Raw genomic sequence first — 13446 nt, 5'->3', positions numbered from 1 at the left:
AGTGCCGATATTTTATCTGCGGAGCGCTTGGAGCATTCAGGTGCGCAGCAGCATTTATTAGATCTGAAAACAAAAACAATGAGGTCGCAAGCATGACGACTTACAAGATCAATTCGCCTTGGCGTCGGTGTACTCCCTCGTCTCGCAATATGCAGATTAGTTTACTGGCGGCCCTTATTGCCTCCCCGGGTGTTCACGCATTTGAAATAGACACGGGTAATCCCGATTTGAGCGTGCGCTGGGATAACTCCCTGAAATACAGTGCGGCTTGGCGTACTGAAGATCAGAGTTCAAAGCTGACCCAAGGCGCAAATGCTTTAAACCAGGATGATGGCGATCGTAACTTCGACAAGGGCCTGATCTCCAATCGTTTTGACCTGTTGTCGGAGCTTGATGTGGTTTACGACAACGTCGGCGCCCGGGTGAGTGGCGCCGCCTGGTATGACGATGTGTATAACCGCAAAACAGATAACAATGATCCCAGTCGTGCCAACAGCTACTCGGTTGACTACGATCACTTCACCGATGACACACGCGAATTACATGGCCGCAAAGCCGAGATTCTGGATGCTTTTCTGTTTGGCAAAACCGAACTGGCCGGAATGTCTGCGTCAGGTCGCGTAGGCCAATACGCCATGCAATGGGGCGAAAGCCTGTTTTACGGGATGAACGGGATTGCTGGCGGCATGGCGCCCACAGATGTTGTTAAAGCTCTGTCTGTACCCAATACGCAGTTCAAAGAACTGATCCGCCCGGTAAAACAGGTATCTGGTCAGCTTCAGATCAATCCGGATGTTTCTGTCGGCGCCTACTACCAGTTTGAATGGGAGGGCAATCGCCTTCCCGCAGCGGGTAGTTACTTCTCTAGCACTGACACGTTTGGTGATGGTAACGAGCGGCTATACATCGGTGGCCCGGTCATTCCGGGTGGTGAAAATCTGGCGTTTTATCACGGCAAGGATAAGGACGCCAAAGACTCCGGGCAGGGCGGTTTCCAACTGCGCTGGCGTACGGAAACTGTGGATTGGGGCTTTTATGCCATTCGCTTCCACGACAAAAACCCGCAGCTTAACGTTCGGCCGGATTTCGCAGCGCTGAACCCGTTTACCGGTCACGCGGGCGAATACAACTGGGTGTATCCAGAAGGCATTGAGGCCTTGGGTGCCAGCTTTTCTACCACCATTAACAACTTCAATCTGGCGGGCGAGCTTTCCACCCGTTGGAATCAGCCTCTGGCGTCTACGTTACAACGCACGCTGCTGCCAGGCGAAGCCATAAACAACAGTAAAGATCCTCTGTACGCCACAGGTCATACGTTACACGCCAACTTCTCCTGGCTGGCCACGCTCGAGCCTTCGTTTGTCTCACGGGAAGCCAGTTTTCTGGGCGAATTCGCCTGGAACCGCCGTCTGAGTGTGACCAAAAATGCCGATGCGATGGACCCTAATGCGGACCGGGACGCGTGGTCGATGCGGACTGTTTACGAGCCCATGTATCGTCAAATTTCCCCAGGCCTTGACCTCAGCGTGCCCATGGGTGCCGGCTTTACCCACGGCGCTTCGTCTGCGCTGGGTACGGCGTTCGGGGCAGATCGAGGTGGCGATCTAAACATCGGAATTAAAGGCAACTATCTGAACGTCTGGAACGTGGGTCTGACATATACCCATTACTACGGTCCTGAAAATACGTTCCTCGATGGAAACAGTAATTACACGTTTGAACAAACACTGAAAGATCGCGACTTCATCGCTTTCAGTCTTAGTCGCACCTTCTGAGTTCGGGGAAGTAATATGAGAAAGTATAATAAAATTATTTGTCTGTTAACCGCGCTGAGCGCGTCGTTGCTCATGGCTAACGGTGTGTTGGCTGCTGTATCCGCCGAAGACGCAGCCAAATTGAAAACGACACTGACTCCGCTGGGTGGAGAGAGAGCGGGGAACGCTGACGGCTCTATCCCGGCCTGGACCGGCGGTTACACCACGGTCGATAAGAGCCTGGCGGCGGGAAAGCGTGGCGATCCGTTCGCTGCAGATAAACCTTTGTTTACCATCACTGCCGAAAACATGAGCAAGTACGCCGACAAGCTCGCGCCCGGTATACAGGCGATGTTCAAGAAATACCCGGAAAGCTATCGCCTTGACGTGTACGCAACCCGCCGCACTGCCGCGGCGCCAGAGTCGGTTTACGAGCAGACTTTTAAAAACGCCACCACGATCAAGCTCGCCGACAGCGCCGGCGGTCTTATGCCAGACGCCGCTGCGCAGGGTGGTATTCCGTTTCCCATTCCTAAAGATGGCGTCGAAGCCATCTGGAACCATCTGCTGCGCTGGCGCGGAGCTACATGGCGTGAAACCGCTTCGCAATACCTGGTGACTGCGGACGGTAAAACGGTGCTGACGTCTGTTGGCCTTGGCGAGTTTCAAATGCCGTATTACCTGCCAGGTGGCTCGTCGGACGGCGTGTACTGGACTGTACGGTTAGTCAACTCCGGGCCGCCTTTGCGCGCTGGTGAGGCCATTGTCGGTCGTATCAATCTTGATCAGGACAAGAGCGCGGCCTGGACTTACTTACCCGGGCAGCGCCGCGTACGTAAATTGCCAAATGCCTGTTGTGATACGCCAACACCCTCTACGGCTGGCGTTATGAGCTTTGACGAATTGTCGGTGTTTGATGGGCGTATAGATCGATTCAACTGGAAGCTCGTGGGTAAAAAGGAGATCTACCTTCCCTATAACAATAATAAAATTTTCACTATCACTGACCCCACTACTTTGCTGGATAAGCACCATCTGACGCAGGACTCACAGCGCTGGGAATTACACCGCGTATGGGTCGTTGAGGCCTCATTGGCCAACGGTAAGCGCCATGTCTTGCCCAAGAGTACTTACTATCTGGATGAAGACACCTGGACCGCTGTGTTGGGCGAGCGTTATGACCAGCAAGGCCAGCTTTCGAAAGTGCTGTGGCAACCCATGGTGACTATGCCGGATATCCCGGCAACGACTGCTTCGATGGCTGGTTTTTATGACCTGATCTCCGGTAGCTGGTTCGCTTTGAACATCCCGTCAGGTGCGAAGGAGCAATACCACATCGTCAGTCCAATCAAAGACTCGACATTTACCCCTGATGCGATGGCTGGCGAAGGCATTCGCTAGCAGGGGGAAGGCATGGTCGGCGATCAGTTCAGCTGCAGTCGTATGCTCTATGGGGTTAACAACAATGAAGAATAAAATTTGCTGCCTGCTGATTGCCACCAGCTTGTTGGGGTTGTCTTCCAGTGCTTTCTCGGGGGCGGCAAACGATGCGCTTGGTACGCCGGCGATATTGATGGCAAGGGCCGACAGCGCGGTACTGCAAGCCGTTACGCGTGCTGGCAATCGGCTGGTCGCGGCGGGAGAGCGTGGAGTCGTGCTGTTATCCGATGATAACGGCCGCAGTTGGCGGCAAGCCAAGGTACCCGTCAGCACGACCCTCACCGCGATTCAGTTTGTAGATGCTTCGAGCGGCTGGGCTGTAGGGCATTCGGGTGTGGTCTTGCATTCAACGGATGGGGGTGAGACCTGGGCTTTGCAGTTGGACGGTCGTAAGGCTGCGGAGCTTGAGTTCAGAGCTGCTTCGTCCGCTGGTAATGATGAATCAGCGCAATACCGGGTTCGCTCAGCCCAGCGTCTGATGGATGACGGTGCCGATAAGCCATTTCTTTCCCTGGCTTTCACTGATGCCCAGCATGGGCTTGTGGTCGGGGCATTCGGTATGGTCTTCCATACGGATGATGGTGGCGTGACCTGGGCTTCCTGGATGGACAGGGTCACCAATCCGCATGGCCTGCATATATACGCAGCGGTGCAGCAAGGCTTGCAGATATACCTGGCGGGGGAGCAGGGGTTCTTGCTGCGCTCGCTTGATGGCGGGCATGCTTTTTCCGCGTTGCAACCCCCTTACGAAGGAAGCTATTTCGCCGCGGCGCTGCTGCCCGATAGCACACTGGTGATTGCCGGATTACGCGGGAATATTTTCTTCTCCATTGATCGAGGTGAAAGCTTCCGGTCAGTGACCAGTCCCGCGCCGGTGTCTTGGAACGCCATTAACCTGAGCGGCGACCAGCTACTGTTCGTCAATCAGGCCGGGGCCGCATTTCAAAGCAGCTCCGCGCGGTTGAATTTATTACCCGTGGCCGCGCCTCCAGGCCATCCGTTAACTGCGCTTGCACGCGCTGATGACGGCACGCTCGTGGGTGTTGGTTTTGCTGGGGTTTCAAGCTTCGCGCCAACACTGGCCGGTATACAGTCGACTGCGGAGTAATCCATGCAAATGCCAACTTCTTCTTCCCGCACATCCCCTGCCATCAGCCTTGCCGATTTTAATACTGCTTCCGGCTCTTTACTGGAACGCGGCCTGTTCAACCATCGCGTGCTGGTGCTGATTATCTGCCTGGTCGTTACGGCGTTACTGGGGTGGCAGGCGACGCGTCTGCAGCTCAATGCCAGCTTTGAAAAAATGATTCCTACCGATCATCCGTTCATCGTCAATTACCTGGAGCATAAAAAAGATCTGGCCGGACTGGGCAACGCCGTTCGCATTGCGGTGGTTAACACGTCCGGTACCGGGATCTACGACAAGCGCTATTTGCAGACCTTGCAACAGCTCAACGACGAGGTCTATCTGCTGCCCGGTGTTGATCGCGCGTTTATGAAGTCGCTTTGGACTCCGGCGACACGTTGGGTCGGTGTGACGGAAGACGGGCTGGAAGGAGGGCCAGTGATTCCCGATGGCTACGATGGGGGCGCCAGCAGCCTCGACGCGTTAAAGCGGAATGTCGAACGCTCTAATGAGATCGGCCAATTGGTATCTTTCGACCAGCAGTCCAGCATCATCTACGTACCGCTAATGGAACGTACGCCTGATGGGAAGTTGCTGGATTACCGCAAGGTTTCTTCAGAACTCGACGCGTTGAGAAGCAAGTACCAAAGCGACAACGTCGACGTTCGCATCACCGGTTTCGCCAAGGTCGTGGGTGATTTGATTGATGGTCTGCGGCAGATACTCGTTTTTTTCGCCGCCGCCATTGCCATCACCGGTGTAGTGCTGTTCTGGTACACCCGCTGTGTACGAAGCACTCTGCTGGTGTTGAGCTGTTCAATGGTGGCGGTGGTTTGGCAACTGGGGCTGTTGCCGATGCTGGGCTATCAACTCGATCCGTATTCGGTGTTGGTACCCTTTTTGGTCTTCGCCATTGGCATGAGTCATGGCGCGCAGAAAATGAACGGCATCATGCAGGACATTGGCCGTGGAATGCATCGATCGGTAGCGGCGCGCTTCACTTTCCGTCGATTGTTTCTCGCAGGTCTCACGGCCCTGTTGTGTGATGCGGTGGGCTTTGCAGTACTGATGATCATCAAGATTCAGGTGATCCAGGACTTGGCTGTCATTGCCAGTATTGGCGTTGCGGTGCTGATTTTCACTAACCTTATCCTCCTGCCGATTCTGTTGTCATACATAGGTGTCAGCTCCGCGGCAGCGCGTCGCAGTCTTCGGGCTGAGGACGACGAGACGGCGGGTAAGGAGAAGCATCGATTCTGGATTTTTCTTGACCTGTTTACCCAGCGCCGTTGGGCCGCCGTTTGTGTGGTGGTGGCCGGGCTGATAGCGGCAGGCGGATACATGGTCAGCCTGCATTTGAAGATCGGTGACCTTGATTCCGGCGCACCCGAACTGCGCGCCGACTCACGATATAACCAGGACAATAGCTACCTGGCTCATCACTACGGAGCCAGCAGCGATGTGTTTGCCGTCATGGTCAAAACCCCGGCTGGGGGATGTGCGGTCTACGATACGTTGCATCGCGTCGACAGTCTTGATTGGCAGCTTCGTGGATTGGACGGGGTGGACTCTACCAATTCATTGGCATTGCTTAATCGCCGCGTGTTGGTAGGGCTCTCTGAGGGAAACCCGAAATGGTACGAGTTGGTCAATAACCAAACGACCCTCAACATGGTGACTGCTGGTGCTCCACGTGGCTTGTACAACGACGACTGCAGTTTGCTGACTCAGTATGCGTATCTGTCGGACCATAAGGCAGACACACTTGAGCGAGTGGTCAACAGCGTCGAGTCTTTCGCCAGAGAAAACAACAGCGAGCAAGCGCAGTTCTTACTGGCAGCAGGCAGTGCGGGCATCGAAGCGGCGACCAACATCGTTGTCAAACAAGCCAGCCGTGAAATGCTGTGGTGGGTGTACGGCGCGGTGGTGATTCTCTGTCTGGTCACATTCCGCTCATGGCGGGCAGTGTTATGCGCGGTGCTGCCGTTGATGCTCACCTCAATCCTGTGTGAGGCCTTGATGGTGTGGCTGGGGATAGGCGTGAAGGTCGCCACTCTTCCGGTCATCGCATTAGGCGTTGGCATTGGAGTGGACTACGCGTTGTACGTGATGAGCATTGTCCTGGCCCAACTGCGCATGGGCGCCAGCCTCTCGGAAGCCTATTACCGCGCGCTTTTATTCACCGGCAAAGTGGTGATGTTGACCGGCGTCACGCTCGCTATCGGGGTCGGTACCTGGGTTTTCTCTCCGATCAAGTTTCAAGCTGACATGGGCATCCTGCTGGCATTCATGTTCATCTGGAACATGGTAGGCGCACTCATCCTGTTGCCAGCGCTCGCTTATTTCCTGCTGCCCGTTCAGAAGCGTGAGCCAGGGGCAGAGGAAAGTTCTGATGCCCATTCAAAAATCCCAGTTGTTGACGCCCAACTCTCAGTCGAGTTCCAGCACTCAACCAGACGTGAGCCTCTGCTCTCGTCTCGTTGATCAAGGCTCCTCCATGACTATAAAAAGAGGTGATTAACCGTGAAGTATCTACTCAATACCTGGTACGTCGCCGCGTGGGCTGACGAACTCATTGATGGCGGCCTTCTGGCTCGCACAATTGTTGAGCAACCGATTGTTTTTTTCAGGGACACGCTTAACCAAGTCCGTGCCATCTATGATCGTTGCCCTCATCGATTCGCGCCCTTGCACGATGGCAAGCTGGTCGGGGACAGCATCCAGTGTGCCTATCACGGTCTGCATTTCAATGGCAGCGGCGCGTGTACGCTCAACCCGCACGGCGAAGGAAACATTCCTAAAGCTGCCTGCGTGCGTTCTTTTCCCGTAGTAGAACGCGATGATTTGATCTGGGTATGGACGGGCGAAGTGGCGCTTGCCGACGAAAACCTCATTCCGGATTTTGCCTTTTACAAAGAAGCGCCCGAAGCCGCCAAAGGCAAAGGCTATCTGCCGACTAAAGCAAATTACGAGCTTCTGTCAGACAACATCATGGATCTGAGTCATGTGGACTTTCTGCATCCCGACACCTTGGGAGGAGGGGCTTTGTCCAGCGCCCGTGCCCAAGTGGAAGAGCTGCCTGAGAGCAAGGTGCGTATCAGTTGGTGGGCACCCAACGATGTAGCGCCACCAGCGTTTGGCTCGCAGATGGAAAACCCCAACAACGCCGATGTATGGGCTGACGTGGTTTGGCACCCGCCAGGTTTCATGCTTCTTCGTAGCGGAGCAACACCCACAGGCCAGCCGGTTGAAGAGGGGCCACATTCAGTCAATTTGCATCTGATGACCCCTCAGGATGCTGGCAACACTCATTACTTTTATGCCAACACGCGCAGCTTCGAAAGGGACAATCACGAACTCAATGGCTTTATCCAGCACATGTTGGTAGGCGTTTTTTCTAACGAAGACAAACCAATGGTTGAGGCCCAGCAACGTCAGATAGGCAGCGTCGATCTGCTTTCCTTGAGCCCGGTTCTGCTGCCTGTAGACGCGGGGGCTATCCGTTGCCGGCGCGTATTGAAGCGCTTGGTTGATGCCGAGAGCGCGGCCTTGCCGCTGACGCAAAGCGCCTGACGCCCTGCGTTTTCCTGACCTGTCTTTTCGCTAAAGGAGATACCCACGATGAGTTTCTTACGTAATGCCTGGTACGCCGCTGGATGGGACACCGAAGTTGCGACTGATACGCTGTTTGAGCGAACGCTGCTAAACGAGACCGTACTGTTTTTTCGCGACACTGCGGGCAAGGCACAGGCCATTTCAAATCGCTGTCCGCACCGGTTTGCACCCCTGAGCATGGGCACTCTGGTGGGTGATGCGGTTCGCTGCGCTTATCACGGTCTGCAGTTCGATGGCTCCGGCGCCTGCGTGCATAACCCCCACGGTGATGGCGCCATCCCTAAAGCGGCCAAGGTAAAAAAATACCCTTTAGTGGAGCGCTTCAGTCTGCTGTGGATCTGGATGGGTGAGGAGGAACTGGCTGATGACGCGCTGATTCCGGATTTCAGCTGCATGGACCCCGAGCACTTCTACGTGGGCAAGCGTTACCTGCATGCCAAGGCGAACTATGTGCTGGAGACCGACAACATCATGGACCTCAGCCATATCGAGTTTCTTCATCCGGGCACTTTAGGTGGTGATGGCGTCAGGAGTGCCTTGACCAGCGTTCAGGAGACGGAAAATACAGTCTGGTCCAATCGGCAGACCGTAGCCGAGATCATGCCGGACTTCCTGTATGACGCATGGCAAATCCCACACGGGACCCTTGTCGATCGCTGGATTGACGTGCGCTGGGATGCACCTGCGAACATGTTGCTGTTGTCAGGTGCGGTGGCAACGGGCAAGCCTCGTGCAGAGGGAGTATCCAGCCCGATCCCACACTTGTTTACCCCAGAAACCGAAACCACAACGCATTACTGGTTTTCCATGTGCTTCCCCAAGGCTATGGGGGAGTTCGGCGCACATTTGGCCGAAGAGCAGGCAGGGGCCATCAACGTACCGTTCACGACGGAAGACCTGCCCATGCTGGAAAACCAGCAGAAAATGATTGGCGACGCTGCGTTCTGGGATTTGAAGCCGGTACTTCTCATCGGCGATGCCGGCGCCATCCGGGCAAGGCGCGTGCTGGATCGCTTGATCGCTGCTGAGCAGCAGGGCCGGGGTTAATCATGTTGGAGGTCCGGGTTACCCGTAAGAGCATCGAAGCTGAGGGTATCTGCAGTTTCGAACTGGCGGCCGAGGATGGCGGCGTGCTGCCAGCGTTCAGTGCCGGATCGCACATCGATGTGCATATTCCAGGGGCGATCGTCCGTCAGTATTCGTTGTTCAACTCGCCTGCTGAAAAAGATCGCTATTTGATTGGTGTGCTGCTGGATCAGGCTTCTCGCGGCGGTTCCAAAGCGATGCATGAGCAAGTGCATGAGGGGACGCGCCTCACTATCAGTGAGCCGCGAAATTTATTTCCACTGGCCCATGAAGCCAGGCGCTCGTTGTTGTTCGCGGGGGGTATCGGCATAACCCCGATCCTTTGCATGGCGACCCGTCTTGCGCAGATCGGTCAGACATTTGAACTGCACTACTGTGGCCGCTCGGCATCGCGTACTGCGTTCGTGCAGAGCATTCAGGCGTCACCCATCGCCGACCGGGTACATTTTCATTTTGACGAGGGTGACGCTGCACAAAAGCTTGATGCTCCTGCCTTGCTTGCAGGCTTTGCCGAGGGCGATCACCTCTATGTCTGCGGCCCCGCCGGTTTTATGGAGTTTGTGCTGTCGTCAGCCCGTTCAGCAGGCTGGGCTGAGGAAAACCTGCACCGTGAATATTTCGCTGCGGCGCCCACGGTAAAGGCGGATGACGGCTCGTTTGAGGTTCAGTTGGCGAGCTCGGGGCAGTGTCTGCACATCCCGGCGAACCGCTCCGTCGCCGAAGTCTTGAATGAGGCTGGCATCGACATTCCGCTCTCCTGCGAACAAGGAATTTGCGGTACCTGCCTGACGCGTGTGCTGGAAGGTACGCCTGATCATCGGGACATGTTCCTCACTACTGCTGAGCAAGCACGTAATGACCAGTTCACGCCATGTTGCTCGCGTTCTAAATCGCCTCGTCTCGTACTGGATATTTAAGGATCAGCAATCAGCATCTCCAATTTTACCTGCGGCCTGACCCTTTTAAAGTTGCTGAGTCGAGCCAGAACTCTAGGTACATGCACATGAGTGAATTGTTCACCCTTGTCGGGAAGGTAGCCCTGGTTACCGGCGGCACTCGAGGAATCGGCTTCGCCATCGCACAGGCACTCGGCCTGGCCGGAGCCCGCGTAGTCATCAGCAGTGAGAGCGCCGAGGACTGTACTCGCGCAGTCGATCTGCTGGAGAGGCAGGGCATAAGTGTTAACGCGATTGCCGCCGATTTGCGTGGGCAAGTTGAAGTCGATGGCTTAGCCAGGCGAGTCCTCGATCTTCACGGAGGCATTGACGTACTGATTTGTAACGCAGGCGTGGCGCCGCATATCGGCCCGATCTCCAGCGCCAACTCGGATGATTGGGACCTGACCATGACAGTCAATCTTCGCAGCGCGTTATGGCTGACCAGCGCGGTACTGCCGTCGATGGCTGAGCGGGGAGGAGGGAGCGTCGTTCTGATGGCCAGCATCGCCGCTATACGGGGTAACAAAGGACTAGGGCTGTACGCCTTGTCCAAAGCGGGTTTGGCTCAGCTTGCGCGAAATCTTGCGGTGGAATGGGGCCCGTCGAATATTCGCGTGAATGCGATCAGTCCTGGCCTGATCCAGACCGACTTCGCTCGCCCGTTGACTGAGCAACCGCAGGTACTGGAGCGTCGACTGGCGCTCACCCCGCTGCGACGTATCGGGCAGCCGGAGGAGGTAGCCGCGTTAGCGCTGCTGTTAGCGACGCCCGCTGGGGGATTTATCACCGGACAAAATATCGTTGTCGATGGTGGGACCACCATAGGCGATGGCAATTGATTGATAGGAGACAAGCATGTCAGAGCTACCGGATTTCAAGCGAGTGGTGACCGGCCACAATGCCGAGGGGAAGGCGATCGTCGTGACCAGCGGGCCGACACCCAACAATTTTCCGCTCAAAGCAGCGCCCGGCACGGTGTTCTACGAAGTCTGGAACACGACTGAAACGCCTGCCGTCATAGACAACGGCACTGACCCTACCGAAAAGCCCCTGCAGCTGAGCCCGACTGCGTTGGGCAGTTTGATTCGTGTGGTGGACATTCCGCCAGACAGCACCCACAGCCAGGTCAGCGCAGAGGAAGCCGCTGCTACCTTCGGCGAAATCGGCGAAGCTCATGCCGGTACAGGCGGCGCCAATGCCAGGCACAAACTGATGCATCGAACCGAAACCATCGATTACGGCGTCGTGACTGAAGGCGAAGTCTGGCTGGTGCTGGACGAAGAAGAAGTGCAGTTGAAAACAGGCGACATTGTCGTTCAGCGGGGCACCAATCACGCCTGGAGCAATCGGTCGGAGCAGATGGCACGCATGGTCTTCATTCTGCTCGATGGGCGATTTGCGCCTGAGCTTGTTATAGGTGCCCACTCATGAAGCTGGCAACGCTCAAGAATCACACGCGCGATGGTCAGTTGGTGGTCATTTCCCGTGACCTGCAATTTGCCGTGGATGCCTCACCGTTGGCAGCAACCATGCAGCTGGCGATCGAACACTGGGGCTACATCGAGGCAGACCTGAACCTGCTCTATCAAAATCTCAACAATGGCATGGCTGAGGGCGCATTCAACTTTGATCCGGCAAATGCCATGGCGCCTATGCCTCGGGCTTATCAGTGGCTGGATGGTTCGGCTTTCACCAGCCACGGCAAACTGATGGAAAAAGCGTTCAACCTGCCACCTATCGAGGGCGCCGAACACACCCCGCTGATGTACCAAGGCGCAGGCGATGATTTCCTCGGTGGCCGTGATGATCTCCTGCTCCCCTCCGAAGCGCATGGCATCGACTTCGAGGGCGAGCTCGCGGTACTGGTCGACGACGTCCCCATGGGCTGCAGCGCTGAAGAGGCGCTCAAGCACATCAGACTCATACTTCAGCTCAACGACGTCAGCTTGCGCGCGCTTGCGCCCCGGGAAATGAAAACAGGCTTTGGCTTCCTTCAAGCCAAGCCTTCTTCAAGCTTTGCGCCAGTAGCAGTTACACCGGACGAATTGGGTGAAGCGTGGGTTGAGGGTCGCCTGCACCTGCCGGTCCATATTGACTGGAACGGCAAGTGGTTTGGTAATCCCCATGCCGGCCAGATGACCTTTGGTTTCGGTGATTTGATTGCCCATGCTGCCCTGACCCGGACCTTGCGCGCCGGGACCATTGTCGGTTCGGGGACCATCTCGAACGCCGATGGCAATGTCGGGTCGGCCTGCATCGCGGAGCGCCGGGCTCTGGAGCTGCTTGAATTCGGTGAGCCGCGCACACCGTTCATGCGTTTCGGCGACCACGTGCGCATGGATGTTGTCGATGGCTGCGGCAAGTCAGTATTTGGCGGTATCAATCAACGCATCGTCCAGGCCACGCGTTAAGGTGAACGGTATGCGTGTGTTGATAACCGGTGCAAATGGCCTCATCGGCCGTGAACTGACTTCAAGGCTGTTGGCGCAAGGGACCGTGCGAGGGAGAGTCATCGATGCGCTGCTGGTACTGGATAAAGAGTTGTCGAGCCTGCCTGAAGATTCACGTCTGCGTCGGCACACCTTGAGCCTCTGCGATGCAGCTTCAATCCGACGAGTGTTGGCCGATGGCATTGATCTGGTATTCCACTTGGCGGGTGTTTCACCGAGCGTGGCCGAAACCCAGTACGAACTCGGCTACCAACTCAATCTGCTTGCCAGCCAGGAACTGTTTAGTCAGCTGCGCTCGAATCGCAAGCCAGCGGTGCTGGTTTTCGCAAGTAGCACGGCGGTGTACGGGAGAGTACTGCCCATGCGTATGGATGAGCAGGCCGCTGTTAAGCCCGATTCATCCTACGGCTATCACAGCGTAATGGTTGAGTACCTCTTGGAAAGTTTGTCCCGACGCGGTGAGGTTGATGGTCGTGTGATTCGTCTCCCGGATCTCGTCGCGCCTCATGTTCTGAACAATGAGGTCATGAGCAATCTACTCCTGGCTGTTTCAAAGAACGAAATGTTCCGCTGTCCTGTTTCGCCAGATGCGACGACGTGGCGGATGTCGGTGAGCTGCGCGGTTCATAACCTTATCCATGCAGCAGAGCTGGATCTGCAATCTCATAGGGATCGACGTATCTGGCAGTTACCCGTGCTGCATTTGTCCGTTGCGAAAATGGTAGATGCGCTATCGGCTCGCTTCGGTCGCGACTGCCTCAGTCTGATTAACTTCGACCCCGTTCCGGAGCTGACGGGGGGTGTGGATAGTTTCCCTGTCATCAAAACGCCGCTAGCGCGTGCCGCTGGTTTCACCCATGACGGTACTGCCGCTTCGCTGCTAAAGCACGTCTTGGAGTCAGCACCCGTAAAGCCTCGGCGCTCGAAAACCAGGGTAGCGACCTAAACCCCCAGTCGCTTGGGCAAGCGTATGCCGAGTCTGGCAAAGACAAACCTGCTTAAACAGAATTCGCAACAATCGGCGTCATATTTCACCG

11 protein-coding genes are annotated in these 13446 nt (G+C 55.9%); all 11 read left to right on the top strand.

Features of this window, described 5'->3' with window-relative positions:
• Window positions 1-149: 149 nt before the first annotated feature.
• The 11 genes from ACWKWM_RS04370 to ACWKWM_RS04320 all read left to right on the top strand — a co-directional run bounded on the left by ACWKWM_RS04370 (window position 150) and on the right by ACWKWM_RS04320 (window position 13355).
• Entirely contained in the window at window positions 150-1775 is a 1626-nt protein-coding gene (locus tag ACWKWM_RS04370) for a DUF1302 domain-containing protein (protein ID WP_483844992.1), read from the top strand.
• Between the two features lie 15 nt (window positions 1776-1790).
• Entirely contained in the window at window positions 1791-3155 is a 1365-nt protein-coding gene (locus tag ACWKWM_RS04365) for a DUF1329 domain-containing protein (RefSeq protein WP_483844930.1), read from the top strand.
• A gap of 64 nt (window positions 3156-3219) precedes the next feature.
• A complete protein-coding gene (locus tag ACWKWM_RS04360; RefSeq protein WP_483844929.1) occupies window positions 3220-4302 on the top strand; it encodes a WD40/YVTN/BNR-like repeat-containing protein in 1083 nt (360 codons plus the stop codon).
• 3 nt (window positions 4303-4305) lie between these two features.
• Window positions 4306-6804, top strand: coding sequence for an efflux RND transporter permease subunit (locus ACWKWM_RS04355; protein ID WP_483844928.1), 2499 nt, complete (start codon window positions 4306-4308; stop codon window positions 6802-6804).
• A 39-nt stretch (window positions 6805-6843) separates the two neighbouring features.
• Complete coding sequence (locus tag ACWKWM_RS04350) at window positions 6844-7893, top strand: Rieske 2Fe-2S domain-containing protein (RefSeq protein WP_483844927.1); 1050 nt, start codon at window positions 6844-6846, stop codon at window positions 7891-7893.
• A 48-nt stretch (window positions 7894-7941) separates the two neighbouring features.
• On the top strand, window positions 7942-8982 hold the full coding sequence (locus tag ACWKWM_RS04345; RefSeq protein ID WP_483844926.1) for a Rieske 2Fe-2S domain-containing protein: 1041 nt from the start codon (window positions 7942-7944) through the stop codon (window positions 8980-8982).
• Between the two features lie 2 nt (window positions 8983-8984).
• On the top strand, window positions 8985-9938 hold the full coding sequence (locus ACWKWM_RS04340) for a PDR/VanB family oxidoreductase (RefSeq protein WP_483844925.1): 954 nt from the start codon (window positions 8985-8987) through the stop codon (window positions 9936-9938).
• 86 nt (window positions 9939-10024) lie between these two features.
• On the top strand, window positions 10025-10798 hold the full coding sequence (locus ACWKWM_RS04335; protein WP_483844924.1) for an SDR family NAD(P)-dependent oxidoreductase: 774 nt from the start codon (window positions 10025-10027) through the stop codon (window positions 10796-10798).
• A 16-nt stretch (window positions 10799-10814) separates the two neighbouring features.
• Window positions 10815-11390: a cupin domain-containing protein gene (locus tag ACWKWM_RS04330; RefSeq protein ID WP_483844923.1), complete on the top strand. Its 576-nt coding sequence runs from the start codon at window positions 10815-10817 to the stop codon at window positions 11388-11390.
• Window positions 11387-12370: a fumarylacetoacetate hydrolase family protein gene (locus ACWKWM_RS04325; protein WP_483844922.1), complete on the top strand. Its 984-nt coding sequence runs from the start codon at window positions 11387-11389 to the stop codon at window positions 12368-12370. Before ACWKWM_RS04330 ends, ACWKWM_RS04325 begins: the two co-directional genes overlap by 4 nt.
• Before the next feature lie 10 nt (window positions 12371-12380).
• Window positions 12381-13355: an NAD-dependent epimerase/dehydratase family protein gene (locus ACWKWM_RS04320; protein WP_483844921.1), complete on the top strand. Its 975-nt coding sequence runs from the start codon at window positions 12381-12383 to the stop codon at window positions 13353-13355.
• The last annotated feature ends 91 nt before the right edge of the window (window positions 13356-13446 follow it).

The organism is Pseudomonas rosaeacicularis, assembly GCF_057128745.1.
This window is presented reverse-complemented; position numbering and strand designations above follow the sequence as displayed.